The sequence below is a fragment of the Inhella inkyongensis genome, assembly GCF_005952805.1.
In the GTDB taxonomy this organism is placed as follows: Bacteria; Pseudomonadota; Gammaproteobacteria; order Burkholderiales; family Burkholderiaceae_C; genus Inhella; species Inhella inkyongensis.
In genome coordinates, this window is sequence record NZ_CP040709.1 from 3681592 (window position 1) to 3706780 (window position 25189).

Genomic DNA, 25189 nt, shown 5'->3' on the forward strand with positions numbered 1-25189 from the left:
AGTGCAGGGAGCCTACCTAGACTTCCCTCCATGCTCGCCCGTCAGACCGCCCGTCGCACCGTTCTGCTCGCCCTGCCCGCCCTGCTGGCGGGCTGCAGCAGCGCCGTGCAGTCGCCGCCGCTGGCCATCAGCGCGCGCCAGGCGCTGCAGTGGCGCAGCTTTGTCGACGACCAACTCAAGGGCCAGATCGCGCTGGGCGAAGTGACGGGAGCCGATGCCCCGGCCGTCGGCTATCTGCGCAAGACCCTGGCCTGGCTGTGGGGCAGCCGCACCAGCCCCGACACGGTGGGCGACGCGCTGGAAGACCAGCTGCGCGCACTGCGTCTTCTCGCTCCCCTTCCCGGCACCGGGCGCTACCAACTCGACACCCAGCTCATGGCCCTGGAAGCCGAAGGCCTGCTGGGCCCTTCTGAGGCCCAGGCCCAGGTGGAGTACCGCCTGCGCGAAAAGGGCGAGGGCGGCCGCCTGATCTACCAGCGCCGCATCCGCAGCCAGGCCAAGGCCGGCTGGCTGGACCACGGCTTCGCCAGCGAACGCCAGCGCCTGGCCAAAGAGGCCGCGCTGCGCGCCTCGCTGATGATGCTGGCGCAGGACCTGGTGGCACTGCGGGTCTAGCATTCCTCCCACAACAAAGGGAGGGGCCATGGGTCCGATGGAAGCGAACCGCGACGCCAAGGTCGCCGTGCTGGTGGATTGCGACAACACCACACCGGAAATCCTGGAGTACGCGCTGCAAGTCGTTGCGCAATTCGGCCGCCTGGTGCTGCGGCGCGGCTACGGCAACCCCGGCACGCTGGCCAACCGCTGGCAGGAAGCCCTGGTGCGACTGGCCTTCAGCCCCTGCCTGCAGTACCAGTACGCGGCGGGCAAGAACACGGCCGACATCGCGCTGGCGCTGGACGCGCAGGAGGCGCTGTTCGATCAGCGCGCCGACACCTTTTGCCTCGTCACCAGCGACTCGGACTTCGCCTATCTGTGCCGCAAGCTGCGCGAGCGCGGTGCCACCGTCTACATCGTTGGCGAGGCCAAGTCACCCGACGCGCTGCGCAACGCCAGCGATCAGTTCTTTGAGTGGGCCGCGCCCGAAGTGGCGCCCGAAGCCGTCGAATGCCCCGCCAAGGCCAGCGCCCCTGCAGCGCCTAAGCCACCGCCAAAGAAACGTCCCAAGGCCCTGCTGGACGCCGTGGCGCTGCTGGCGGCGGGCACGCCGGATGGCCGCGTGGGCCTGGGGGCACTCGGCCAGTACATGAAACGCACCAATCCGGCCTTCTCGCCCAAGCTGTATGGGCACGCCGCCTTGTCGGACATGGTCCGTTGCTACCCCGAGCTAAGCCTGAGCCAAGAAAACGGCTCAGGCCATTGGGTCAGGCTCAAGGCCAGGGTGCCGACCGCGCCGGCGCCCCAGCCCGCCTGAGCTCACCAGGAACTGCTCACACTCAGGCTCACGAGCCGCCCCGGGCGCTCGGCAAAGCTGCCGCTGCCGCGCAGCTCGAAGCTGCGGTGGTCGGCCACATTGGTGACGGACAGGCGCGCACTCATCGGCCAGGGGGCGGCGTTGAAGGGTAGGCGAACGCCCAAATCCAACTCGGTGTTGGCAGGCAGTTCCACGCGGTTGTCGCGCGTGGCGGCCATCGCGCTCAGGTGGGATAGCGCCGCATCCAGGCTCACACCACCGAGGACCGGAGGCGTCCACACCGCATTGAGCTTGAGCGTGCGCTCGGGCTGGCCCACCGGACGTTCACCCACGCGGCCCAGGGACACGCCCTCGCCCAGCACGCGCGGCTGCATCAGCACCGCGCCGGCCAGCAGGCGCAGCTCCGGGCTGGGGTGGCCGCTGAACGAGATCTCGGCGCCCCGATGGCGCACCGTGCCCAGTTGGGTGAAGAGGTTGGCGGCGTCCAGATTGAAGTAGGGCTTGCGCACTTCAAAGAGGCCCGCCACCAGCTTCAGGCGCGGCCCCATCTGCCAGCGCAGGCCGGCGTCGTGCTGGCGCGTCAGGATGGCGGGCAGGGCCTGGTTGCGGTTGCTGGCATGGCCCGGGGCCACGCCGCTTTCTTCCAGGCCGCGGGTCCAGCCCGCATAGGCCGCCAGCGTGGGGCTCAGATGCCAGGCCCCGCCCAGGTTGGCGAGCCAGGGCGCAGCGCGGTCTTCCACCTTGGCTTGGCCGGGCCGCGCGAAGTCCTTGCGGTAGTGGCTCTTTTGCAAGCCTGCGCTGAACTCCAGGCTCTGCCGATGGCGCAGTTCATAGGCCAGGCCCAGCCAGTTCTGGTGCACGCGGTCGAGGGCCTGGGGGCCGAAGGCGAACGTGGGCTCGCTCAACTCGATGGCCTCGCCCAGACGGCGCGGGCCCAGATCCAGGGTGACGGAGCCGCCGCTTTGGCGCTGGCGCGCACGCCCGGCCAGTTGCAGGTGCAGGCGCTGCGGCCAGTCCTGCGGGCCGAAGCGGTGCGACAGCCGCAGTTCGCCGCTGTCCGAGGCGACACGAGCGCGCGGGTCGATGATCAGAAGCCTTCGCCCCTGGCCGTCGGGCTGCAGATCCAGGAAAAGGTTGGAGACGCTGCGCGCGTCGTCGAACTCGGAATGGAACAGACCCAGGCGCAGTTGCCAGTCGGGGGCCAACTGCTCGCTGAGCATCAGGCCGCGGTTCAGGCCCACGCCCCGGTAGGCGGCCCACTCAGGGCCGTCGAACTGCCGGCGTGGCCCCAGGGGCGGCAGGCTGTTGCTCCCGCTGCTAAACAGCGGACCGATCTGATCGTGCGTGGTGGCGTGGCGCGAGAAAAACACCAAGGCCTCGCGCCCGACCTGCGGGCGCCACCACAGGCCCAGGCTGGCGTTCCAGGCGTTGGAGTCCGTGCCATTGGGGAACTCAGCGTGCTGCAGCGAAACCCCGCCCGTCACACCCCAGTCGCTGTTCTTGAGCGGCTGGGCGAAGTCCAGATCCAGATAGCGGCTGCCCCAGTGGTCGGCGCTCAGCTCCAGCCGGCCCGAACCCTGCGAACCCGGGCGCCGCAGCTGGTGGTCCACGATGCCCGTGGGCGCCGGGAACACAAAGCCCTGGGCCGACAGGCCCACGCGAACCTGGCTGGCCGTGCGCAAGCGCGCCGAGACGCTCCAGACCTGGTCGAAGTACAGCCCGTCGATGCGCACATTGCCCGCCGCCGTGGGCGAGAAGCCGCGCACGCTGCTGGTGGTGTACAGACCGATCGACTCCCGCCCCACGCTGGTGCCAAAGGCATCGGTGGCGGCCTGCACGGCCTGGGTGTTGGCGTGGCTCTGAAGCGGCAACAAGACCGGAAGCAGTGCGAGGGCCCAAGGCGACAAGCTACGTTGGATGGCGGGTCGGAGAGGCGAAAAGGTCAACAGGGTCACCAGGGGCATTGAAAGGGCGGCGCAGTGTAGGAAGGCCCCGTCCCACTGTCTTTCCTCATGCCCCCATGATTCACCTGCGGCTTGAATGCGCCAGATCAAAGTCCGACCCGGCGGCTTGGGACAAGCTGGGGCTGTTCACACACCCTGGAGCCCTTCATGACTTCGCAGCGCTGGCCGCTCTCTCTCACGTTGATGGTCCTTCTGGGGGCCTGCACCGCGCCCCGCATCACCAACCCCGAGCCCGCGCGCCAGCTGGCGCGCGAGACCCAGCTCGCCCCCGGCGCGCTTTACGCCGGCTGGCGCATCTATCAGCAGCGCTGCGCGCAGTGCCATGGCCAGACCGCCGAAGGCCTGGGCGGCGCCGGCCCCAATCTGCTGCAGCGCGTGGGCGCCATGGGCCCGCAGCGCTTTGTCGAGCAGGTGCTGCGCCGCTACCCCGAAGGCCTGCCGGCCAGCGCGACTGCGGCCGAGGTACTGGCGCGCCGCCAGGGCCTGCTCACCATGCCCAGTTGGCAGGGCGACCCGGTGGTGGAGGCGCATCTGATGGACCTTTACACCTACCTGGCCGGCCGCGCCGATGGCCGCATCGGGCCGCAGCCACCGGCGCGCTAGAACCTCGCTGGGTGCCCCCTTGAGTTCGCGCGGAAACCCCGCGCGGCGCCCGGGCAGCGCAAAACGGGCATGCTGCGCCCATGCCCTTCGAACACTCCTTTGCCCGTGAACTCGCCGGCCTCTACCAGCCGGCCATGCCCGCTCCCGTGCCGGCGCCGCGTCTGCTGTTCCTGAACCAGGAACTCGCGCAGCAGCTCGCCTTCCCCCTGCCCGATGGCGAAGGCGCAAAGGCCGCACGGTTCACCGGCCAGACCCTGCCCGAGGGCGCCCAGCCCATTGCCCAGGCCTATGCCGGCCATCAGTTCGGCGGTTTTTCGCCCAGTCTGGGCGACGGCCGCGCTCTGCTGCTGGGCGAATGGCGCGCGCCCGATGGCGGCCTGCACGACATCGCCTTCAAGGGCTCGGGCCGCACCGCCTATTCACGCAGCGGCGACGGCCTGGCCGCCGTGGGCCCGATGCTGCGCGAGGTGCTGATCGGCGAGGCCCTGCATGCCATGGGTATTCCCAGCACCCGCGCGCTGGCCGTGGCCGCCACCGGGGAAGAGGTCTATCGCGACCGCACCCTGCCCGGCGCCGTGCTCACCCGCGTGGCCGCCAGCCATCTGCGCGTCGGCAGCTTCCAATACTTGGCCGCGCGCGGGCGCTTCGATGAACTGCGCCAGCTGCTGCGCTTCACGCTCCAGCGCCATTACCCCGCGCTGCAGGACCACCCCGAACCCGAGCTGGCCCTGCTGCGCGCCGTGAGCGAGGCCCAGGCGCGCTTGATGGCGCAATGGATGAATGTGGGCTTCATCCACGGCGTGATGAACACCGACAACATGGCCCTGAGCGGCCAGAGCATCGACTTCGGCCCCTGCGCCTTCCTGGAGGCCTACGACCCGGCCACGCACTTCAGCTCCATCGACCGCCACGGCCGCTACGCCTATGGCAATCAGCCCGGCATCGCGCAATGGAATCTGGCGCGCCTGGCCGAAACCCTGCTGCCCCTGCTGGCCGACCCCGAGGGCCCGCAAGGCGCGATGGACGCCGCCGTGGCCCAGGTCACCGCCGTACTGGACGAATTCCCCACCCACTTTGATGCCGCGCTGCGCCAGGGCCAGGCCGCCAAGCTGGGCCTGGCGCAGCCCGACGCCGCCCTCGCAGACGCTTGGCTGGCCCTGCTGCAGCAGGGCGGCGCCGACTTCACGCGGGCCTGGCGCGAACTGGCCGCCGCGCGCGAAGGCAATGAGACGCCCTTGCGCGAACGCCTGGCCGGCACCCCCGGCCTGGACGACTGGCTGAGCCGCTGGCGCGCCGCCTGCAGCGCCAGCCCGGCCCAACTGCGCGCGGCGAACCCCGCCGTGATCCCCCGCAACCACCGCGTGGAAGAGGCCCTGGCCGCCGCCAGCGAGGGCGACGACCTGAGGCCCTTCAACGAACTGCTGGCCGCGCTGCGCCGCCCCTTCGACGAAGACCCGGCGCTGGCGCGCTACTGGGAGCCGGCGCCGGCGGCGCAGACCGCCTGCTACCGCACCTTCTGTGGAACCTGAGTGCCGCACCTGCAGCACACCTGAATGCGCCACTGAAGCGCGCAGTCCTTCACGCCCCAAGGCCTGCTGCGTCTTCGCGGCTGGCAATTCCAAGACGACCGGTCATATACTTCGCACCCATGGCCCGACCCCGACGCACCGAACACAACCGCATCGCCCTGCTGGATGCCGGCATGCAGCAGCTCGCCACCCAGGGCTATCACGGCACCGGCATCAAGCAGGTGCTGGACGCCGTGTCCGTGCCCAAGGGCTCGTTCTACAACTACTTCGACAGCAAGGAAGGTTTCGTCGCCGCGCTGATCGATGAGTACGCCGAACGCCAGTTGGCGCTGTTCGAGCAGTTCGTGGCGCAAAGCAATCTCTCCGCCCTGGGCAAGCTGCGCGCGGTGAACGCGCACCTGCTGGCGCAGTTTGAAGAGAGCGACTGCCAGCGCGGCTGCCTGGTGGGCAGCCTGGCGGCCGAAATCGGCAGCTCCAGCGAGCGCTGCACCGCCGCGCTGGAGCGTGCCCGCAGCGCCTTCGAGCGTGGCGTGGCCGGCCTGATTACGGCGGCCCAGAGCGCGGGCGAGCTGCGCCAGGACCAGCCCGCCGATGCCCTGGCCGCGCTTTACTGGGCCACCTGGGAGGGCGCCCTGGTGCGCATGCGCCTGGAAGGCCGCACCGAGGCCGCGCGCCGCATCATCGACACGGCGCTGGACCTGATGAAACCCTGAAACAGCACCCCTTTGCGCAAGCCGGCGATCCTGGATCGCCCTTTTTTGAACCATTTCCAAGACGACCGGTCTAATAAACATCATGCCGCACACCGCCAACGCCACCCCCACCCCACGCCTGTCCACCCCCCTGCGCCTGCGCCGCGGCAAGACCATCCGCAACCGCCTGTTCAAGTCCGCCATGAGCGAGCAGCTGGGCGACCGCCACCACAACCCCAAGCCCGGCCTGGCCACGCTCTATGGCCGCTGGGCCGAGGGCGGCGTGGGCCTGCAGATGTCGGGCAATCTGATGATCTCGCGCAGCGCCCTGGGCGAGCCGGCCAATGTGGTGCTCGATGAAGCCAGCGATCTGGAAGCCTTCCGCCGCTGGACGGCCGCCGGCAGCGCCCACGGCACGCAGTTCTGGGCCCAGCTCAACCACCCCGGCAAGCAAAGCCCCAAGTTCCTCAGCCCGGAACCCGTGGCGCCCTCGGCCATCCCGCTGCAGGGCGGGCTGGAAAAGGGCTTCAACACACCACGCGCGCTGAGCGAGGCCGAGATCGAGGCCGTGATCCAACAGTTCGCCACCAGCGCCCGGCTGGCCAAGGAGGTGGGCTTCAGCGGCGTGCAGATCCACGGCGCGCACGGCTATCTGGTGAGCCAGTTCCTGTCGCCGCGTCACAACCAACGCCAGGACGGATGGGGCGGCACGGCCGAGAAGCGCCGCCGCTTTGTGCTGGCCGTTTACGCCGCCATCCGCAAGGCCGTGGGGCCGCATTACCCAGTGGGCATCAAGCTCAATTCGGCCGACTTCCAAAGGGGCGGCTTCACCGAAGAAGAGTCCATGGACGTGGTGGCCGCGCTGGCCGAGGCCGGCATCGACCTGATCGAGATCAGCGGCGGCACGTATGAAAGCCCGGCCATGGTGGGCCGCGCCAAGGGCGCGCCGCAAAAGGCCTCCACCCGCCAGCGCGAGGCCTACTTTCTGCAATACGCCGAGCAGGTGCGTGAGCGCGTCAGCACCCCGCTGGTGGTGACCGGGGGCTTCCGCACCGCCGCCGGCATGCAGGCCGCGCTGGACTCCGGCGCCTGCGACATGGTGGGCCTGGGCCGCCCCATGGCCCTGGAGCCCGACCTGCCCCAGCGCGCCATGACGGAGCCCGACTACGCCATCGCCCTGCGCCCCCTGACCACGGGCGTGCGCCTGGTGGACCGCATGGCCATGCTGGACATCACCTGGTACGAGCACCAACTGGCGCGCATGGCCCGCGGCCTGGACCCCCGCCCCGCGCTGAGCGAATGGTGGTCCTTCGCCGCTACGCTTGCCGGCTCGGGGCTGTATGCGCTGCGGCAGCGGCGCGCTTGAACAATCTGCGGATCAGTACGCCAGGCTCCGCAGGCCAGCGATGCGGCGCTGGAGACGGTCAGGTTGCGCGGGGTCTGCAGAGCCAGCCCGGCGCAACAGTACGCTGCCAGCTTCCGGGTTCTGCCGCTCAGACCTTGGCGAGGAACTCCGCAGCGTCACCCGCTTCGCATTTCCAGTCTGCGAAGACTCCGACCAGATTGCATTCCACGCAGTGGCAAGCGATGTAGTACCAGCGCACGTCATGGGTGCCCTCGTGCACCGAGACTCCGGACATCAGCTCAAACACCTCGTTCTCGCACACGCACTCGTGCGTCTGGGGTGCAGCTTCTTCAACGTAGTCCGCGCTGTCGCCCATCAGGTGTTCCAGCCCGCAGTCGGTGCAAGTGCGGACTGCCACTCCGGCTTCTTCATCGGTCTGCAGCGCGAAGGTGCGGCACCCGCAAGTGCACTTGGACGCGGCAAATCGGACGGCCTCATAGCGATTCGCAAGGCTGTAGCTGCGCAACTCGGCTTGGGTGTCACCGGACGTCGTCCCATACCAGAACTCGCCCTTCTTCGTCAGTGCCATTGATGCAGCTCCATTCTTCAAGCTGAGCTTCCCGGCACGCCTGACGCCAGGCTCGCCCCAGTCCTTTGGATTCTGCCTGGAGGACCGACAAATCGTCGTCATGGGCCTGGGGCGGGATAGATGCCGGAAAGGCTGAAACATCCCTAAATGCCGTTACTTGCGGACTGCAGCCATCCGACGGCCTCTGCGGTTCGAACGGCCCCTTTGAGCCTTGAGCAGCCGATCCCGAATACGCCAGCAGCAGTGCGAATCGGGAGGCTCGATCACAAGCCCCCCGCCGCCCGATCCGTGCTGCCTTACTTGACGGTGAAGCGCACGCTCAGTGCCTTGCCATCCCGCATCAAGCTGGCCACCACCTTGGCCCCCTTGGCCAGCTGCACCTTGGCCACCAGGCGTTCGCCGTCCACGGTGATCGGGGCTTCGCTGCTGGTGCCGGCTTGCAGCACGGTGAGCTTGCCGCTGAAACCGGTGGCGGGCAGGGGCTTGCCGTGGTCCTCGATGTAGATCGCGGCCTGGTCGGCGGCCACCACCAGCTCGAAGCCGAGATCGTGCGCCATCTGCACCACGCCGCCGTGGCGGGCCTTGGCGCTGCCGTGGGCGTGGGCGGTCAGGGGGCTCTGGGTGGTCAGCGCCAGTACGGCGGCGAGAAGAATTTGCTTCATGGGGTCACTCCGTTTTCAGGGCTTGAGAAAGTTCAGAAGGCTTCGCGTTGGGCGCTGTGTTCCGCCAGCAGGGCCTCGGTGGGCTTGCGGCCAAAGCACCAGTAGAGCACCGGGGTCAGCAAGGTATCCAAGAGCGTGCTGCTGATCAGCCCGCCAAAGATCACCACCGCCACCGGGTGCAGGATTTCCTTGCCCGGGGCATCGGCGGCCAGCAGCAGGGGCGTGAGCGCAAAGGCCGCCACCAGGGCCGTCATCAGCACCGGGGTCAGGCGCTCCAGCGAGCCGCGCACGATCATGGGCTGGCCAAAGGCCTCGCCCTCCAACCGGCACAGATTGATGTAGTGGCTGATCTTCAGGATGCCGTTGCGCGTGGCGATGCCGGCCAGGGTGATGAAGCCCACCATTGACGCCACCGACAGGCTCACGCCCGCTATCCACATGGCCAGCACCGCGCCGATGAGGGCCAGCGGGATGTTGGCCAGCACGATGGCCACCAGCACGCCCGAGCGGTAGCGCTGGTGCAGTACCAGCACCATCATCAGGAGCGAGATCAGCGACAGGCCGGCGATCAGGCGCATCGATTGCTCCTGCGCCTGGAACTGCCCCTCCAGGCTGATGAAGACGCCGGTGGGCAGCTGCTGTCGCGCAATGCGCTCGCGCACCTGGGCCACCACCTCGGTCATGTCGCGGCCGTCGGTATTGGCGTAGACATTGATGCGGCGGCGGCCGTTCTCGCGCCCGATCTGGTTCGGGCCGTCGCTCTCCTCCACGGTGGCGATGCTGCTGAGCGGCAGGCGGCCGGCCGGGGTGTCGATCAGGGTGCGGGCCAGGTCCTGCGGGCTGCGGCGCTCGTCGGGCAACCTCAGAACCAGGTCAAAGCGGCGCCCCCCATCCACGATCTCGGCACCATGCGCGCCATCGGTCAGGGTCTGCAGCAGGCGGATGGCTTCGCCCGGCGCCAGGCCGGCCTGGGCCGCCTTGCGGGCGTCCAGGCGCACGGTGATCTGCGGGATCAGCACCTGCTTTTCCACCGTCAGGTCCACCAGGCCGGGCACGGTGCTCAGCTCGGCGCGCAGGCCCTCGGCCAGGGCACGCAAGGTATCGAGGTCGTCGCCAAAGATCTTGATGGCGATCTGCGCGCGCACGCCCGAGAGCAAGTGATCCAGCCGGTGCGAGATGGGCTGACCGATGGCCACCTGCGCCGGCAGCACGGCCAGCCGGGCGCGGATGTCGGCCATCACCGCCTCGCGATCGCGCGCGGATTTGCGCAGGTCCACATCGATCTCGGCCGAGTGCACCCCTTCCGCGTGTTCGTCCAGCTCGGCGCGGCCGGTGCGGCGGCCCACCTGCACCACCTCGGGCACCTCGGCGATCAACTGCTCGGCCAGGGCGCCCATGCGATTGGCCTCGGCCAGCGCGGTGCCCGGCTGCATCAACAGGCTGAGCACCAGCGAGCCCTCGTTGAAGGCCGGCAGGAAGGCGCGCGGGAAGAAGGGCAGGCTGGCCAGCGCCAGCGCCACCGCCAGCACAGTCCCCGCCATCAGACCCTTGGCGCGCGCAAAGCTCCAGCCCAGCAGGCGTTCGTCCTGGCGCTTGAGCCAGGCCACCAACGGGCTGTCGCCATGGTCCAGCCTTTTCATCGTGGGTAGCCAGTAGCTGCACAGAACGGGCGTGACCGTCATGGACACCAGCATCGAGGCCAGGATGGACACGATGTAGGCCACCCCGAGCGGCGAGAACAGCCGCCCCTCGATACCCGGCAGCGCGAACAACGGCACGAAGACCAGCACCACGATGACCGTGGCGTAGACGATGCCGGAGCGCACCTCCACGCTGGCCTGACGCACCACTTCCAACAGTGGCAGTGGCTGCGCGGCGAGCCGGTTCTGTTTCAGCCGGCGCAGGATGTTCTCCACATCCACCACCGCGTCGTCCACCAGCTCGCCAATGGCGATGGCCAGACCGCCCAAAGTCATCACATTGATGGACTGCCCCAGCAGCTTGAAGACCAGGGCGGTGACGGCCAGCGAGAGCGGAATGGCGATCAGCGAGATGACCGTGGTGCGCGCCGACAGCAGGAAGGCGAACAACACGATGGCGACCATGATGGCGCCGTCGCGCAGCGCCTGCTGCACATTGGTGATGGAGGCCTGGATGAAGTCGGCCTGGCGGAACAGCACGCGCGGGGCGGCGATGTCTTTGGGCAAGCCTTGCTTCAACTCGACCAGGGCCTGGTCGATCTGTGCGCTCAGTTTGATGGTGTCAGCCGTGGGCTGCTTTTGCACGCTGAGCACCACGGCGGGCTGACCCTTGTAGCCGGCGTCGCCGCGCTTGAGGCCGGGGGCAAAGCCCACCGTCGCCACCTGTTCCAGCAGCAGGGCACGGCCGTCTTTCCAGGCTACGGCCACGCCGGCCAGTTCGGCGGCCAGGGCATCGCCGCGCGCCAGCCGGCCGATGTGGCGGATGAGGTATTCGCGCCGGTTCAGGTCAATGAAGCCGCCGCCGGCGTTGCTGGCGTAGCCCTGCAAGGCCTGCTCGATCTGGCCGAGCGTGACGCCGAACTGCGCCATGCGGGTGGGGTCGGGCGCCACGCGCAGGGTGCGTACCTCGCCGCCAATCGGGATCACTTGGGCCACGCCGGGGATGGAGAGCAGGCGCGGACGCAGCACGAAGTCGGCGTACTCGCGTGCGGCCATCGCCGAACCTACAACCTCACCTTCGCCCTCGGCCTTGAGCGGCAGCGCGATCAGCATGATCTCGCCCATGATGGACGACACCGGCCCCATCTGCGGCGCCAGGCCGCCGGGCAGTTGCTCGCGCACCAGGGCCAGGCGCTCGGCCACGAGCTGCCGGTTGCGATAGGGCTCGGTGCCCCAGTCGAACTCGGCGTAGACGATGGACAGGCCCACGCCCGAGGTCGAGCGCACGCGGGTCACGCCCGGCATGCCATTGAGCGCGGTTTCCAGCGGGAAGCTGACCAGCTGCTCCACCTCCTGCGGCGCCATGCCGCCGGCCTCGGTGAGGACGGTGACGACGGGCTTGTTCAGGTCGGGGAAGACATCGACCGGGGTGTGCCAGGCGGTCAAGCCGCCGTAGCCCATCAACAGCGCGGCGAAGACCAGCACGAAGAGCCGGTTCTTCAGGCTGGTGTGAACGATCCAATTGAACATGATGCGTTGATCCTGTTCAGCGAATCTGGTTGAGCAGGGCCGCGCCCTGCACCACCACGCGGTTGTCGGCCGCAAGGCCCTGCGTCACCAGCACGGTGCGGGCGTCCAGCGCGCGCGCCTGCACCGGCTGCGGCAGGAAGCGCTCGGCCCCGGTCTTGATCCAGACCACGGCCTCGCCATTGGCACTGCGCACCAGACTCTCGGCCGGCAGCACGATGCCCTTAGCGCTTTCGTTCAGGCGCACCAGCACGCTCACCGGCTGGCCCAGGGCCAGGCCGGCGTCCTGCGTCTGCAGCGCAAAGCTCAGCGGCAGCACGCCGTCGCGCAGCGCACGCGCCGCACCGATCAGCTTCAGGTCGATGCCCGCGCCGCCCGCGTTCGCCAACACCAACTGCGCACCGGCAATGCGGGCGGCCAGGCTGGGGTCGGTGTGGGTGGCCTCGATCAGCAGGCGGCCCGGATCGACGATCTCCATCAGCAGCCCGCCGGCCTCCACCACCTGACCGACTGCCACATGGTTGCGCGCCACCACACCCGAGAGCGGGGCCAGCAGCACTTCGCGCTGGTTCAGGCTGGTGGCGATCAAGCGTTCGCGCTCGGTCAGGGCCTGGGCCTCGGAACGCGCGGCGTCAATCTCCTTGCGCGGCACGCTGCCGGCCAGCTCTTCCAGCCGGCGCAGACGCTGGGTGGCCAACTCCCGTTGGGCCCGCAGTTCAGCCAGTTGCGCCTGCTGTGCGCCCACGGCATAGGGGTCGGCGTGGTGCTTCACATAAGCCAGCACCTCGCCCTTCTTGACCGGCTGGCCCGGCAACGGCAGGCCCTTGGGCCCGGCTTCCACGCGGCCCCCGTGCACCGATTGCACCTGCCCGCTGGCGTTCGGGTGCGCGATCACCCGGCCCGGCAGTTCCAGCGAGGCCGCGGCCTCGCTTTCCGGCGCCATCAGGGTGCGAACCCCTAAGCGCCGTTGCGCGCTCTTGGGCACGTTCAGGCTGCCGTCGGGCAGGCGCCCCAGGCCGCCTGCGGTGGCGCTGCCACTGGGGGCGTCCAGGTGCTCCCCATTGGGGCCATGGGCACCAGGGCCGGCCGCAGCGTTGAAGCAGACGCTGGCACTGGCCAAGCACAAGCTCATCAACAGGGCACGCATCACAGACCTCCCTTCACAGCGCGGCGGCGCCAGACCCCAACCCCCACACTCACCCCCGCGCCCAGCAACAGCAGGGCGCCGGCGCCATAGGCACCCTGAACCCAGAGCGGGCGATGGGTGTGGGCGTCGTTGGCAGACGCCACGTTCAGTTGGGCATCCAGCAGATCACTCTCCTCGGCCGCCAGCAGCGTGAAGACCAATGCGTGCTGGCCCGGCGTGCGCAGGCGCGCCAGCAACTCAGGCGAGCTGACGGCGTAGTCGCCATGCTCCGGATCGAAGCGGGCTTCGGCTTTGAGGCCACCGCTCTCCACGGTGAGCTTGGCCTGCAGCACCGGTTCGTTGGTGGCAAAGCGGTCGATCACGATGGCCAGGCGATGCGGTTCCAGCGTGGCCACCAGCTCGAAGGCCTCGGTGGCGGCTTCGGTACGCGGCAGCACGCTGGGGCCGGCGGCGGGGGTGGCCGGGCCGTGGTCATGGTCGCCCTCCGGGCCATGGGCCCGCGAGGCAAGGGGCAGCCCCGCCAGGATCAAGCAGAGCAAAACAGATGCGGCGTTCAAGGCAGCACTCCCAAAGATTGATTCAGTCGCGCGCGGGCCAGGCCCAGCGCGGCGTCGGATTGCAGTTGGCCGGCTTCGGCCTCGGCGGCGCTGGCACGCGCGCGCAGCAGCTCGGGCAAGGCCAGCTCGCCGGCCCGGAAGGCCCGCTCCAACAGGGCCAGGCGCTCGCGCAGCAAAGCGGCCTGCGTGGCGCTGCTGTCGGCCTGGGCCTGGGCATTCGCCAGAGCTTCGGCCGCCAACTGCTGCTCGGCCTGCAATTGCTCGCGCAGGCGGGCCAGCGTCAGCTCGGCCACGGCCAGGGCGGTCTCGGCCTCAACCAGCTTCACGCCGTTGCGGCGCTCGGCCTCCAAGGGGATGCGCAGACCAATCTGCAGCGCGCCCTCGCGCTCGGCGCCCCATGCTGACTGCTCCTGGCGCCAACCCAGTCGCAGCTCGGAGGCCTCGCGGCCCGAGCGCTGCTCCAGCTCGCGCTGCAAGCGCGCTTGCGCCAGCTGCGCCTCGGCGCGGCGCAGCACGGGGTGGGCGTCGATGGCGGCAGCCGGCGTTGCAGGCTCGGGGCTCAGATGCGGCTCCTGCGCCAGGCCGGTCAGCAGCCGCCATTGCTGGCGTGCTTGGCTCAGGGTTTGCAGGGCCTGCGCAGCCTGCGTGCGCGCGGCCAGGCTTTCGGCGCGGGCGGCCAGGCGGTCGGTTTCGGCCAGATCGCCGGCCTGCACCCGGCGCGCCACATCGGCGGCCAAGGCCTCCAAGCCCTGGGCCTGGGCCTGGGCCACACGCCACGCGGCCTGCAGGCTCAGCAGGGTCCAGGCCTGCTCGCGCAGTTGGCCGGCCAGTTCCAGGCGGGCGGCGGCCTGTTCAGCCTCGGCCAAGGCCATCAGGCCCTGCGCAGCAGCGCGCTGCGCCTGGCGCTGGCCCCAATGCCAGAGCGGCAGCCCGACGCTGAGCTCGGTTTCACGGGCGCCCTGGTTGCGATGCCAGCGATCGCTGCGCTGGCTGAGCTCCAGGCTGGGCGGGGCGGCCCAAGGCCGGCCGGCCACCGCCTGCTCGGCCAGGGCGCGCTGGCGCTGGCCCTGCGTGTGGGCGAAATCGGGGGCACGCTGCCAGGCCGCATCGAGTGCGGCGGCCAGACTGGGCGCGGGCGGGTTGGCCACCGTGGGTTCGGCCACGGCGGCATGCATCAGGCCTGCAAGACAGCAGGCCCGAAAGAGGGCATGGGACTTCAAGGGAACTCCTGAGATGGGCTCAGAACCGCGCGGTCATCGACCGGCGCGGACTGTGGAACTCAACTCAGGCGCGCGGGGGGCGCAGCAGCCCGTCCAGATAGGGCGTGGGCGCGGCAGTGTGGGCGCTCAGCGGCAGTGCCTCGTGGGGCAGTTCGGCCGCAAACTCGAGCGGCTCGGCGGGCAGGGCCAGCGTGCAGCAGTGGTGCTCACCCATGTGCGCGGCCGAGGCCTCGGAGTCATCCAGTTGGATGTCGCCCGCATCGTGGTGATGGGCCTCACCGGCCCAATGCAGCATGGAATGCGCCAAGTCATCCGCCCCTTCCGGAACCAGCTTCGCATGCGCGAAGGCCAGCGGCTGGGCGATCAGGCTCAGCAGCAGGACGAGGAGGGTGAAGAGGCGGGGCACGGTCGCGATCTTAAGGGGCGGGCGGATAGCCCTGAAACAGCAGAACCTGACTTCAAGGACGAATCAGGGTTGCGGACGGGCCGATCGGAGCTGGGCCAGTGTGGCGAGTGCCTTGCGCGAGGACTCCTGCAGCGGCCCGCCCAAGGCTTCGCGAATGACCAGGGCCTGGCTGAAGCAGCGCTGGGCTTCCTCCATGCGGCCCTCCTCAACCAGACTTCGCCCCCAATGATGGAGGGCCATGGCCTCGATTCGCTGCCAGCCTCCGTCCCGCGCCAGGGCCACGGCCTTCTCGAAATAGACATCCGCCTGCGCTCGCTCGCCAAGGTATTGCAGCGCGGTGGCCAAGGCGTTCCAGTACCAAGCCAGCAATTCGACCGGGGCCTGGGCCTCGGCCAGGGGCTGGTGCTCACGCAGCAGCGCCAGCGCCTCAGCCTCGCCCCGGGCCGTCGTCAACATGCCACCCAGGTCGGTCACGCTGTCCAGGATGGCGACCGCATCGCCCCGCACCTGCGCCTGCGCCTGCGCCAGGCGCTGCCTGGCTTCTTCAATGCGCTGCGCCAGTGCCGCCGGGTCGGGGGCTGTGAAGCGCATGAACTCGGCAACGGGGGCTGGGGGCATGGCGAAGGGGCCTTGGCCGGACGAGCACAGAGGCTGCATTCTGGGCGCAGCGCCGGGGCCGCTATTCAGGGCGGCTCAGCACCACGGGGTCCACTCTCTGACCGCGGGCGCTGCTTCAGCAGGCGCCTGCGCACCGCATCGATGTTGTTGCGCAGCGCATAGAGCTCTTCGGCATAGGACAGCGGCACCGCGATGCGGTGCGTGACACGGTCCAACTCGCCCAGCTCATCGAGCAAGGCCTCGTGCTCGCCAGTGCCAGTTTCCAGCTTCGCTTCGACCTCACGCAATCGCGCATACCAGCGGAACACGCGCGAGCGCACGCGGAAGTGGTAGAGCGGCGGCACCACGCGCGACAGAGGCAGCATCAGCACCAACAGGCCGCCCACCACCAGCCACATGCGCTCCAGCAGATTGCCGGCCCAGAAGGGCAGGTAGCGCGCCCAGGCCGGCGGTGTGCCGTTGATCGCGCGGTCCCCCTCGGGGCTGACCGGCAACTCACTGGTGCGGGTGTTGGGGAATTCGCGGGCGCCGTTGAACCAGCCGGCCTCGCTGTGCTGGCCCTGCGCCGCCTGCGCGAACAACTGGCGCAGGGCCGGGTGGGTCTGTTCGCGCGCGAGCAAGGCGGTGGTGGTGGCCAGCAGCGGCACATCGCGCGGCGGCAAATCGGCCGCCAGGTCCACTACACCGCGCGGCAGCATCACGGTGGACAGGAAAGGCAGGTGGCGGGAATAGGCCTGGTTCTGCTCGAAAGGCATCAAGGCAATGGTCGGGTCGCGCAACAGCTCAGCGATGAGGCCGGCCTGCGGCGCCGAGATGAGCACCAAGGCGTCCAGCTTGCCCTTGCGCAGGGCGTTGGCGGCAGCCTCGGGCGCCAGCTCAGACAGACGCAGATCGCTCGGCCGCAGATGATTCAACGCCAGCAACCTTTCAACGATCTGCGGCACACCGCTGCCGTCCTGATCCACATTGACGCGCAGCCCGCGCAGCTGCGCCAACTGCTGCAGTTCACCGTCGGGCTGGCGCCGCGCAATGCCCAGATTGCGACGATAGAAGATCCAGATCGGTTCGTAGAACAAGCTGCCCAAGGACACGATGCCGGCCTCGGTATCGGCCGCCGGATCGGCCATGCCGCCCCGCACAAAGCCCACATCGGCCGTCCCGGCGCGCAGCCGGGCCAGATCGTCCTGGGCGCCTTCGCTGGCAATCAGCTCCACCCGGATGCGCTCGCGCGCCAGCGCCTTGGCATAGCCCTCGCCGAATGCGGCGTAGGCGCTGCCGGCCGGGCCGGTGGCCAGCCGCACCTGGCGCGGGGGTTGTGGGTCCAGCCACCAGTAGGCAGCCACCAGCAGGCCCCCGCCTAGCAGCAGCAGGGGGCCAATCGAAATCAGGATGTCGCGCAGCGTCTGCAACAGCAGGCGCAGGCGCAGGCGGCGGGTGGCATGCCATTGCCGAATCGGAGTCATGTTTCACCGTTCTGGGTGGGCCGGGGCGGGGCCCGGGGATCAACGCGCCGCATCGTAGGCGGGGAGGGTGAGGGGGCCTGGGGTGGTCTGTAGCAGCCTTCTTGCCAAAAGCTTGCGATCAACCCGGCCCGGCTGGTTCCTCACCGGCCGGCGCGGTCAGCACCTCAAATCCGTCAGCCGTCACCGCCACCATGTGCTCCCACTGCGCCGACAGCGAGCGGTCCGCCGTCACCACCGTCCAGCCATCAGCCAGTTCGCGTACCTTGCGGCCGCCGGCGTTCAGCATGGGCTCGATGGTGAAGAGCATGCCCGGCTGCAGGCGCACGCCCTGACCGGGCTGGCCGTAGCTGGCGACGAAGAGGGCATCGTGGTAGATCTGCCCGATGCCATGGCCGCCGTATTCGTGCACCACCTGACAGCCGGCCTGCTGCGCCGCGCGCTGGATGGCATGGCCCACATCGCCCAGGGTGGCGCCGGGCCGCACCTGGCGGATGCCGGCCCACATGGCCTCAAAGGCGGCATCCACCACACGCTGCGCCTTTGGGCTCACGCTGCCGACGCAGAACATGCGGCTGGTGTCGCCGAACCAGCCCTCATGCACCACGGCCACGTCGAGGTTGACGATGTCACCGTCCTTCAGCACCGCTTTGGGCGACGGGATGCCGTGGCAGACCACCTCGTTGATGGAGGTGCACAGGGTCTTCGGATAGCCGTGATAGCCGACATTGGCCGGCACGCAGCGCAGCTCGTGGACGATGAAGTCGTGGCAGCGCTGGTCCAGCTCTTCCGTGCTGACGCCAGCGCGCACATGGGGCGTGATCATGTCCAGCACGGCCGCAGCGCGCTGAGCGGCTGCGCGGGCGCGAGCGATCTCGTCGGCCGTGTGCAGGCGAGGTGACTTGCTCATGTGGGCCGCCGCGGGGGTTTGGCGCTGGACGGCGCAGCGCCGGAATCGACCCATGGCCCCGCCACCCATTGCGCCAAATCCAAGCCGCCTTGCAGTTCGGCCCGCACCAGCATTTGGCAGAGCTGGGCGTGGGGCAACTCGGGATGAAGCTCGGCCAGCATGCCGATGCGCATCCAGTGCTCGGCCTGCGCGTTGATGGAACGCGAGAGCGCCGCGCTGGCAATGCGCAGGTTCTCGTGCATGGGGTCTGAGAGTTTGATGATGCCCATGGCCCAAGCATATACGCTTTATATGCATTTCATATACTCCCCCACGCCACCCACTCTGGTGGCCGGCACCCAGGGCCACCTCGGTGGCCTGTCCCCTCCCCGGCCTAAAATTGCCGGTTTTTCGCGCAGCAAGGGCAAGGCATGGGGCAATCACGGGTGAGGCCGCCGGGCGGTCTGGCACCGGGCGCCTCGGCCCTGCAGGGCTTGCTGGCGCGCTGGGGCTTGAAGCCGGGTGCGGCCAGTGCAATGGGCATTGCAGAGCGCCTGGCGGCTTGGATGGATTGGCGCGACGCGATTGCGCTGGCCCAGGCCCTCCAGCCCGGCGCGGCGCAACCCACCCTGCTCCGCTGGGATGGGGCCGCCGCGCTGGAGCGCTTGCAGCGCGAGCTGCACCTGAGCTTTGCCGACCGCGCCTTGGTACACGACGCGGCGGATCCGGCCTCCTACCGCCTGCACCACGCCAACCAGCAGCGCCTGATGGCCGCGCGCATCGCACCGCTGCGCGAACGCCTGCGCCAGCAGCTGCAGGGCTTCGGCCCGCAAGCCGCGCAGCTCGCCGCGCTGGACGCCGTGTTCGAGCAGGCCTTTGCCGCGCGCGAGCAGCAAGCCCTGGCCGCCCTGCCTTCGATGCTGGCACGCCGTGCCGCGCTCTTGCGCGCGCAAGAGATCGACTGGCAAACGCCGCTGTGGACCGAACTGCAGCAGGCCCTGAACGCCGAACTGGAATTGAGATTGCAAGCGCTGTGGGGCCTCTTGGAGGCCCTGCAAGCGCATTCGAAAGACGCCCCATGAACCGACTGCTCCGCCCCCTCGCTCCCTTGGCCTTTGCCGCTGGCTTGGTGGCCATCGCCTGGGCCGGCCACAGCGCCTGGGCGCACCACCCCTTGGCCCTGCTGATGGTGGGACTGATCTCCGCCCTTTACGGTCTGGCCGCGCTGGAGCTGCGCCGCTTTGGCCAAGCCAGCGCCGAGCTGGAGGGCAGCCTGCAAAGCCTTGGTACCCCGGCGGACGAGCCCGCGCTGCAAGCCTGGCTGCAGGCGCAGCCGCAAGCAGTGCAGGCCCTGGTGCAGCAGCGCCTGGCCGGCGGCCGCGCCAACCTGGCGGGTCTGAGCCTGGCCCCGGCCCTGGCCGCTCTGCTGGTGCTGCTGGGCATGCTGGGCACCTTTGTGGGCCTGGTGCTGACGCTGGGCGGCACGGCCAACGCGCTGGGCGCCAGCGCGGACCTGAGCGCCATGCGCGCCGCCCTCACGGCACCCGTCAAGGGCCTGGGACTGGCCTTTGGCAGCTCGGTGGCCGGTGTGGCCGCCTCGGCCATGCTGGGCCTGATGGTGGCGCTGGCACGGCGTGAGCGCGCGGCCGTGCAACAGCGTCTGGAGCAGGCCCTGGCCGGCCCGCTGCGGCCCTTTAGCGCGGCCTTCCAGCGCCTGCGCAACGAGCAGGCCCAGGCCCAGGCGCAGAACCAAACCAACGCCGCGCTGGTGGGCGAGCTGCAAGCCTTTGCGCGCCAATTGAACGAGCAGCAGGTCCAGTTTCAACAGGGCTTCCGCAGCGATTGGCTGGCCGAGCAGGCGCGCTTCCATGCGCAGACGACGGAGCGCTTTGAGCAACTGGCCGGCGCCGTGCAGCGCAGCCTGCAGCAGGCCCTGCAGGACGGCAGCGAACGCGCCACCGCCACCCTGGAGCCCCTGGTGCGCGACACCCTGCAGGGCTTGAGCCGCGAAGCGCAAAACCTGCAGCGCCAGCTGGTGGACACCACCGGCACGCAGCTGCAGGCCGTGGCGCAGCGCTTCGAGGCCGGCACCGGGCAGATGAGCCAGCAATGGCAACAGGCCCTGCAGGCCCAAACCCTGGCCACCCAGACCCAGGCCGAGGCCCAGGCGCAGAGCTGGGCCCGCCACCTGGCCGAGGCCGCCACGCTGCTGCAACAAAGCGGCGAACAGACCCGCACCGGCCTGGCCCAGGCCCTGGACCAGAGCCGCCAGCTGATGGGGGAAGCGGCCAGCCAGAGCCAGGCACTGATGCAGGAGGCGGCCCAGCACAGCCGTGCGGCCCTGGTGCAGGCCGTGGAGCAGGCCCGCGAAGGCCTGAGCCAAAGCAGCACCCAGGCCACCGCGCTGATGCGCGAGGCCGCGACCCAGCTGGGCACCAGCCTGCAGGCCGGCAGCACCCAGGGCCAGGCCCTGCTGGAACACAGCGCACGCGCGGCCGCCACCCTGCTGCAGGACAGCAGCCAGCAGGTCGCCACCCAACTGGCCGCCCAGCAGGCCCAGGCCCAGGCCGCCCTGCAAGAGACCCTGGCCGCCACCCAGCAGGCCCTCCAGGCCATGCAAGCGCAGGCCCAGGCCGATCAACAGGCCCTGCGCAGCACCCTGGCCGAACAGGCCGCCGGCCTGCTGCAACAACTGGCCCAATCCCAGGCGGCCCAGCACGAGGTCACGGCGCGCACGGAGGCCCAACGCTTCGCCGCCCTGCAAAGCGAATGGGCCGCCACCGGCAGCCGCCAACTGGCCGAGCAGCAGCGCCTGGCCGATGCCCTGGCCCACACGGCCCGCGAATTGGTGGCCCAGGCCGAGGCGCAATCGCGCCAGACCCTGGCCGAGGTGCAGACCCTGTTGCAGGCCGCCGCAGAAACCCCGCGGGCCGCCGCCGAAATGGCCGCCGCGCTGCGCCAGCAGCTCAGCCACAGCCTGGCGCAGGACAACGCCCTGCTGGCCGAACGCAACGAGCAAGCGCAGCGCCTGCAAGCCCTATTGAACGGCGCCGAGCAAGCCGCCAACCGCCAAGGCCAAGCCATCCAGGCCCTGCAGACCCAGGCCGCCGAGCAGCTGAACCAGGCCGGCGCGCAGTTCGGGCAGCAAGTGCAGGAACTGGCCACGCGCCTGAGCGAGCAGTTGCAAGCCAGCGGCGCGCAGTTGTCCGAGGCCGCCCTGCACCTGGCCGCCAGCAGCGCCGAGATGGGCAGCCTGGGCGAGGGCTTTGGTGCGGCGGTCGCGTCCTTCCAGCACAGCAACCAGGGCCTGCAGCAGCAGCTGGCGCAGATCCAGACCGCACTGGCCCATAGCGGCGCGCGCAGCGAGGAGCAACTGGCCTACACCGTGGCCCAGGCGCGCGAGCTGATCGACCTCTGCCTGCTGGCACAAAAGCAGGCCGTGGATGCGCTGCGCCTGAGCCAAGCGGAGCCCGCCCATGGATGAGGTCGAGCTGGAGGAACAAGGACTGCTGGATGAGGCCCATGCCGGCGCCTCGGTCTGGGCCGCCTTTGGCGACCTGATGAGCGGGGTGCTGGGCGCCTTTGTGCTGATCCTGGCCGTGGCCCTGGTCAGCCAGCTGGACCTGGCCGAGAAGCTGCGCCAGGAGGTGGAACAGCGCGCCCAGGAAACCCAGCGCCGCGAAGCCCTGGAGCGCGCGCTCGCCGGGCCTCTTGCACAAAACATCGCCGCCGGCCGCGTGACCCTGAACGAGGGCCGCATCGGCATCAGCGGCCAGGTGCTGTTCGCCCCCGGTTCAGACGCCCTGCACGCCGACGGCCGCGCCCTGCTGCAGAGCCTGGCCGAGCCCCTGCGCGCCTATCTGGCTGCGCGCGATGAGGTGCTGATGGTCAGCGGCTTCACCGACGACCGCCCGGTGCGTGGCGGCAACCGCGAGTTCCAGGACAACTGGGAGCTCTCGGCCCTGCGGGCACTGACCGTGACGCGAGCGTTGATCCAGGACGGATTGCCTTCCAGCGCTGTGTTCGCCGCTGCCTTCGGGCCCGAGCAGCCGGTGGCCTCGAACGAGGCCGCCGAAGGCCGTGCGCTGAACCGCCGCGTGGAGCTCGCCCCCACGCCCCGGCGCAAGGCGCCCTGAGCGACGCATGGATGAACTGCTGCACGTCGACCCGCTGGCCTGGTTGCTGAACCAGCCGGCCGCCGCATGCGGCGACCCCTTGCGCCAACAGACCCTGCAGGGCCTGGCCCGGCGCGCCGCGGCCTTGCCAGAAGGACCGCTACGCCGGCGCCTGTGTGAACGCTTGCTGGAGCGTCTGCAGGCGCCGCACAGTCCGCCCCCGGCGCAGGCCGTGGCCACCGCCCCCACCGAACACCCGCTGCGCGATTGGATGGCCGCGCTGCAGGCCCGCGCCGGCGGCCCCGGCGAGGACCTGCGCAGCCTGCAGCAGAACCGCCGCAGCTTCGGCCGCCTGCGCCTGGCCCAGCGTCTGGCTCAAGCCCCGGCAAGCCCGGCAGCACCCACCCAGTCCCTCGGCCCGCTCAACACCCTGGCCCTGGTGCCCAAGGCCCTGGCCCTGCTGCAACAGACCTCGCCCGATTACCTGGAGCGCTTGGTGGGCTATCTGGACGCGCTGGCGGTGCTGGCGCCGGAGAGCGCCGCGCCCTTGGACAGCAGCAAGCCCGGCAAATCCAGCAAGCCGACCAAACGGCGCAGCAAGCCTTAAGGCGCGGACAATCCGCGCCCCCATGACCCTGCCCGCCTCTGACGCTCACGCCGAGCTGCACGACCAGCTCGAAGCCCTCTACCAGGCCCTGCTGGAGTCCAGCCCGGGCTCGGTGGCGCGTGCCGGTCAGCGCGAGATGCTGCACGCCATCGCCGCCCAGCTGGCCGATGCGCGCTTCGAGCCCGATGGCGGCGCGCGCGTCTGCGTGGTGGAGGCCGGCACCGGCGTGGGCAAGACGCGCGCCTATCTGGCCGCCGCCATCACCCTGGCGCGCCGCGCCGGCGTGAAGGTGGTGGTCAGCACCTCCACCATCGCACTGCAAGAGCAGGTGATGGGCAAGGACCTGCCCGAACTGAGCGAAGCCATGGAGGTGCCGCCGGTGGTGGCCCTGCTCAAGGGGCGCGGGCGCTATCTGTGCCCGGTCAAGCTGGAGACGGCCTGCAATGGCGAGCAGACCCCGATGACCCTGGACGATGGCAGCGCCGTGCAGACGCCGCCGCTGGAGCGCTTCATTGCGCTCAAGAAGCGCTGGGATGGCGGCACTTGGGGCGGCGACCGCGACAGCCTGGGCCCCGAGGATCTGCAGCTCTGGGGCCATCTGGCCGCCGACCGCCACGCCTGCACCAGCCGGCATTGCCCACAGTTCCACCACTGCCCTTACTTCGATGCCAAGCGCGCCGCCAGCAAGGCGGACATCCTGGTGGCCAACCACGACCTGGTGCTGGCCAGCCTGCGCTCGGACGCCTCGGCCCTGCCGCATGGCGAGCGTGCGATCTACATCTTTGACGAGGGCCACCACCTGCCGGCCACCGCGCTCTCGCACTTCGACTGCGAGGCCAGCCTGACCGACCGCCGCTGGCTGCAGCGCCTGGACAAGGCCCTGGACCAGGCCGGCCGGGTGCTGCGCTACCCGCTGAATCTGGAGGGCTGCACCTCGCTCCTGAACCAGGCGCTGGACGATTTGCTGCGCGGCGTGATGCAGGGCGTGGGCAACGAGGCCCTGGGCCATCTGCACGAAGCCGCTGAGGCCAATCAGGCGGGGCAGAACCCCAGCACCCGCATCCGCTTCCCGCACGGCCTGCTGCCCGAGGAGCTACCGCCGCTGTGGCAGGCGATGCGCGAGCAGGCCCAGCGCCTGCACGACCGTGCCAGCGAATTCAGCGCCTGGATGAAGGAAGCGCGGCAGGACGACGAAACCCTGGCGCCCTTGATTGCCCAGCAGGTCAGCGAGATCGGCGGCCCCTTCAAGCGCCTCACCGACCTCTTGGAGACCGCTTCGCTGATGCTTGAAGACAGCGAACCGCCCGCCGCCAAATGGCTGGACTTCACGGTGGCCGGCGGCGGCATGAACGCCGGTTCGCTACGCGTGGTGGCCCATGCCTGCCCGCTGTTCGCCAGCGGCGTGCTGCGCCGCCATCTGTGGCCGCGCATGAGCGCGGTGGTCATCACCTCGGCCACGCTCAAGGCGCTGGGCAAGTTCGACTATTTCCTGAAGGACAGCGGCCTGGCCGGTGTGGACGGGGTAAGAGCCCTGGAAGTGGAGAGCCCCTTCGACTACGCGCGCCAAGGCCAGTTCACCGTGGTGCAAACCAAGGCCAGCCCCAAGGCCGCCACCGAACACACGGCCGAGGTGGCGCGCCTGTTGCAAAAGGACCTGCTGCAGGTCGAGCACGGCGGCCTGGTGCTGTGCTCCAGCTGGGTGCAGCTGCGCGCCATCACGGCGGCCCTACCGGCCAGCCTGCTGCGCCAATGCCGGGTGCAGGGTGAACTGGCGCGCGAGACCCTGCTGCGCGAACACCGCGCCGCCGTCGATCGCGGCGAGCGCAGCATCCTGATCGGCCTGCAAAGCTTTGGCGAGGGCCTGGACCTGCCGGGCCGCCAGTGCGAATGGGTTTTCATGCCCAAACTGCCCTTCATGACCCCCGACGACCCGGTGCAGGAAGCGCGCGCCGAATGGCTGGACGGCAAGGGGCGCAGCAGCTTCACCGAACTGGTGGTGCCCGCCACCGGCGTGCGCCTGAACCAATGGACCGGCCGCGGCATCCGCAGCGAGACCGACCACGCCCACATCGTCTGCTACGACCCACGATTGGCGATGACGCCGTTTGGCAAGCAGCTGCTGGCGGGGCTGCCGGGCTTTGCCAAGCGGCTGCGGCGGCTGGACGGCAGCGAGGCCAATTTGTAGTCTTGCAGTAAGCTCAAGCC

At 69.8% G+C, this 25189-nt stretch carries 23 protein-coding genes; 11 read left to right on the forward strand and 12 right to left on the reverse strand.

All coding sequences use genetic code 11. The features are described 5' to 3' along the window. The first annotated feature begins 30 nt into the window (after window positions 1–30). Window positions 31–615: a hypothetical protein gene (locus tag FF090_RS17315; RefSeq protein ID WP_138857917.1), complete on the forward strand. Its 585-nt coding sequence runs from the start codon at window positions 31–33 to the stop codon at window positions 613–615. 28 nt (window positions 616–643) lie between these two features. Continuing rightward, window positions 644–1414, forward strand: a complete 771-nt coding sequence (locus FF090_RS17320; RefSeq protein WP_445666890.1) for an NYN domain-containing protein — start codon at window positions 644–646, stop codon at window positions 1412–1414. A gap of 2 nt (window positions 1415–1416) precedes the next feature. Here FF090_RS17320 and FF090_RS17325 read toward each other — a convergent pair whose 3' ends face one another. Then, window positions 1417–3288: a TonB-dependent receptor domain-containing protein gene (locus tag FF090_RS17325; RefSeq protein ID WP_175423703.1), complete on the reverse strand. Its 1872-nt coding sequence runs from the start codon at window positions 3286–3288 to the stop codon at window positions 1417–1419. A 237-nt stretch (window positions 3289–3525) separates the two neighbouring features. On the opposite strand from FF090_RS17325, the gene FF090_RS17330 reads away from it, so the two are divergent. The 4 genes from FF090_RS17330 (at window position 3526) to FF090_RS17345 (ending at window position 7568) form a co-directional block, all read left to right on the forward strand. Further along, window positions 3526–3981 (forward strand): c-type cytochrome, encoded by a 456-nt coding sequence (locus FF090_RS17330; RefSeq protein ID WP_138857919.1) that lies wholly within the window; start codon window positions 3526–3528, stop codon window positions 3979–3981. An 80-nt stretch (window positions 3982–4061) separates the two neighbouring features. After that, complete coding sequence (locus tag FF090_RS17335; protein WP_138857920.1) at window positions 4062–5510, forward strand: protein adenylyltransferase SelO; 1449 nt, start codon at window positions 4062–4064, stop codon at window positions 5508–5510. Between the two features lie 119 nt (window positions 5511–5629). Beyond that, complete coding sequence (locus FF090_RS17340) at window positions 5630–6223, forward strand: TetR/AcrR family transcriptional regulator (RefSeq protein WP_138857921.1); 594 nt, start codon at window positions 5630–5632, stop codon at window positions 6221–6223. Between the two features lie 82 nt (window positions 6224–6305). After that, the gene (locus FF090_RS17345) at window positions 6306–7568 is read left to right on the forward strand and encodes an NADH:flavin oxidoreductase/NADH oxidase family protein (protein WP_138857922.1); all 1263 of its coding nucleotides are present in this window, start codon (window positions 6306–6308) and stop codon (window positions 7566–7568) included. 127 nt (window positions 7569–7695) lie between these two features. Here the strand turns inward: FF090_RS17345 and FF090_RS17350 are convergent, their stop codons facing one another. The 11 genes from FF090_RS17350 to FF090_RS17400 form a co-directional block, all read right to left on the reverse strand. Next, entirely contained in the window at window positions 7696–8136 is a 441-nt protein-coding gene (locus FF090_RS17350; RefSeq protein ID WP_138857923.1) for a hypothetical protein, read from the reverse strand. 296 nt (window positions 8137–8432) lie between these two features. Then, window positions 8433–8798: a hypothetical protein gene (locus tag FF090_RS17355; RefSeq protein ID WP_138857924.1), complete on the reverse strand. Its 366-nt coding sequence runs from the start codon at window positions 8796–8798 to the stop codon at window positions 8433–8435. Between the two features lie 32 nt (window positions 8799–8830). Beyond that, window positions 8831–11968, reverse strand: a complete 3138-nt coding sequence (locus FF090_RS17360; RefSeq protein ID WP_138857925.1) for an efflux RND transporter permease subunit — start codon at window positions 11966–11968, stop codon at window positions 8831–8833. Between the two features lie 16 nt (window positions 11969–11984). Further along, window positions 11985–13112, reverse strand: a complete 1128-nt coding sequence (locus tag FF090_RS17365; RefSeq protein ID WP_138857926.1) for an efflux RND transporter periplasmic adaptor subunit — start codon at window positions 13110–13112, stop codon at window positions 11985–11987. Then, window positions 13112–13669, reverse strand: a complete 558-nt coding sequence (locus tag FF090_RS17370; RefSeq protein ID WP_221304898.1) for a hypothetical protein — start codon at window positions 13667–13669, stop codon at window positions 13112–13114. Before FF090_RS17370 ends, FF090_RS17365 begins: the two co-directional genes overlap by 1 nt. Then, complete coding sequence (locus FF090_RS17375; RefSeq protein WP_138857928.1) at window positions 13666–14889, reverse strand: TolC family protein; 1224 nt, start codon at window positions 14887–14889, stop codon at window positions 13666–13668. Before FF090_RS17375 ends, FF090_RS17370 begins: the two co-directional genes overlap by 4 nt. A 64-nt stretch (window positions 14890–14953) precedes the next feature. Next, window positions 14954–15295 (reverse strand): hypothetical protein, encoded by a 342-nt coding sequence (locus FF090_RS17380; protein ID WP_138857929.1) that lies wholly within the window; start codon window positions 15293–15295, stop codon window positions 14954–14956. Window positions 15296–15358: 63 nt separating this feature from the next. Next, window positions 15359–15913: a tetratricopeptide repeat protein gene (locus tag FF090_RS17385; protein ID WP_175423704.1), complete on the reverse strand. Its 555-nt coding sequence runs from the start codon at window positions 15911–15913 to the stop codon at window positions 15359–15361. 65 nt (window positions 15914–15978) lie between these two features. After that, complete coding sequence (locus tag FF090_RS17390; protein WP_138857931.1) at window positions 15979–17376, reverse strand: TAXI family TRAP transporter solute-binding subunit; 1398 nt, start codon at window positions 17374–17376, stop codon at window positions 15979–15981. Between the two features lie 118 nt (window positions 17377–17494). Then, window positions 17495–18283, reverse strand: a complete 789-nt coding sequence (gene map, locus FF090_RS17395; protein WP_138857932.1) for a type I methionyl aminopeptidase — start codon at window positions 18281–18283, stop codon at window positions 17495–17497. Beyond that, window positions 18280–18552, reverse strand: coding sequence for a ParD-like family protein (locus FF090_RS17400; protein WP_138857933.1), 273 nt, complete (start codon window positions 18550–18552; stop codon window positions 18280–18282). The genes map and FF090_RS17400 overlap by 4 nt, the downstream gene beginning before the upstream one ends. Before the next feature lie 141 nt (window positions 18553–18693). Here FF090_RS17400 and FF090_RS17405 point away from each other — a divergent pair, with 141 nt between their 5' ends. The 5 genes from FF090_RS17405 to dinG are packed head-to-tail and all read left to right on the forward strand — an operon-like array spanning window position 18694 to window position 25169. Next, window positions 18694–19344 (forward strand): DUF3348 family protein, encoded by a 651-nt coding sequence (locus tag FF090_RS17405; protein WP_138857934.1) that lies wholly within the window; start codon window positions 18694–18696, stop codon window positions 19342–19344. Next, complete coding sequence (locus FF090_RS17410; RefSeq protein ID WP_138857935.1) at window positions 19341–21746, forward strand: coiled-coil domain-containing protein; 2406 nt, start codon at window positions 19341–19343, stop codon at window positions 21744–21746. The genes FF090_RS17405 and FF090_RS17410 overlap by 4 nt, the downstream gene beginning before the upstream one ends. Next, window positions 21739–22398 carry an OmpA family protein gene (locus FF090_RS17415; RefSeq protein ID WP_138857936.1) on the forward strand — a complete coding sequence of 220 codons (660 nt, stop codon included), beginning with the start codon at window positions 21739–21741 and terminating at the stop codon, window positions 22396–22398. Before FF090_RS17410 ends, FF090_RS17415 begins: the two co-directional genes overlap by 8 nt. A 7-nt stretch (window positions 22399–22405) precedes the next feature. Next, on the forward strand, window positions 22406–22984 hold the full coding sequence (locus FF090_RS17420; protein WP_138857937.1) for a DUF2894 domain-containing protein: 579 nt from the start codon (window positions 22406–22408) through the stop codon (window positions 22982–22984). A 22-nt stretch (window positions 22985–23006) separates the two neighbouring features. Continuing rightward, on the forward strand, window positions 23007–25169 hold the full coding sequence (gene dinG, locus FF090_RS17425) for an ATP-dependent DNA helicase DinG (protein ID WP_138857938.1): 2163 nt from the start codon (window positions 23007–23009) through the stop codon (window positions 25167–25169). Window positions 25170–25189 lie beyond the last annotated feature (20 nt).

Excerpts from the sequence above, each read along its gene's own strand:
- FF090_RS17315 (WP_138857917.1), top strand. The coding sequence starts at position 31 with ATGCTCGCCCGTCAGACCGCCCGTCGCACCGTTCTGCTCGCCCTGCCC.
- FF090_RS17320 (WP_445666890.1), top strand. The coding sequence starts at position 644 with ATGGGTCCGATGGAAGCGAACCGCGACGCCAAGGTCGCCGTGCTGGTG.
- FF090_RS17330 (WP_138857919.1), top strand. The coding sequence starts at position 3,526 with ATGACTTCGCAGCGCTGGCCGCTCTCTCTCACGTTGATGGTCCTTCTG.
- FF090_RS17335 (WP_138857920.1), top strand. The coding sequence starts at position 4,062 with ATGCCCTTCGAACACTCCTTTGCCCGTGAACTCGCCGGCCTCTACCAG.
- FF090_RS17340 (WP_138857921.1), top strand. The coding sequence starts at position 5,630 with ATGGCCCGACCCCGACGCACCGAACACAACCGCATCGCCCTGCTGGAT.
- FF090_RS17345 (WP_138857922.1), top strand. The coding sequence starts at position 6,306 with ATGCCGCACACCGCCAACGCCACCCCCACCCCACGCCTGTCCACCCCC.
- FF090_RS17350 (WP_138857923.1), bottom strand. The coding sequence starts at position 8,136 with ATGGCACTGACGAAGAAGGGCGAGTTCTGGTATGGGACGACGTCCGGT.
- FF090_RS17355 (WP_138857924.1), bottom strand. The coding sequence starts at position 8,798 with ATGAAGCAAATTCTTCTCGCCGCCGTACTGGCGCTGACCACCCAGAGC.
- FF090_RS17360 (WP_138857925.1), bottom strand. The coding sequence starts at position 11,968 with ATGTTCAATTGGATCGTTCACACCAGCCTGAAGAACCGGCTCTTCGTG.
- FF090_RS17365 (WP_138857926.1), bottom strand. The coding sequence starts at position 13,112 with ATGCGTGCCCTGTTGATGAGCTTGTGCTTGGCCAGTGCCAGCGTCTGC.
- FF090_RS17385 (WP_175423704.1), bottom strand. The coding sequence starts at position 15,913 with ATGCCCCCAGCCCCCGTTGCCGAGTTCATGCGCTTCACAGCCCCCGAC.
- FF090_RS17390 (WP_138857931.1), bottom strand. The coding sequence starts at position 17,376 with ATGACTCCGATTCGGCAATGGCATGCCACCCGCCGCCTGCGCCTGCGC.
- map (WP_138857932.1), bottom strand. The coding sequence starts at position 18,283 with ATGAGCAAGTCACCTCGCCTGCACACGGCCGACGAGATCGCTCGCGCC.
- FF090_RS17400 (WP_138857933.1), bottom strand. The coding sequence starts at position 18,552 with ATGGGCATCATCAAACTCTCAGACCCCATGCACGAGAACCTGCGCATT.
- FF090_RS17405 (WP_138857934.1), top strand. The coding sequence starts at position 18,694 with ATGGGGCAATCACGGGTGAGGCCGCCGGGCGGTCTGGCACCGGGCGCC.
- FF090_RS17410 (WP_138857935.1), top strand. The coding sequence starts at position 19,341 with ATGAACCGACTGCTCCGCCCCCTCGCTCCCTTGGCCTTTGCCGCTGGC.
- FF090_RS17415 (WP_138857936.1), top strand. The coding sequence starts at position 21,739 with ATGGATGAGGTCGAGCTGGAGGAACAAGGACTGCTGGATGAGGCCCAT.
- FF090_RS17420 (WP_138857937.1), top strand. The coding sequence starts at position 22,406 with ATGGATGAACTGCTGCACGTCGACCCGCTGGCCTGGTTGCTGAACCAG.
- dinG (WP_138857938.1), top strand. The coding sequence starts at position 23,007 with ATGACCCTGCCCGCCTCTGACGCTCACGCCGAGCTGCACGACCAGCTC.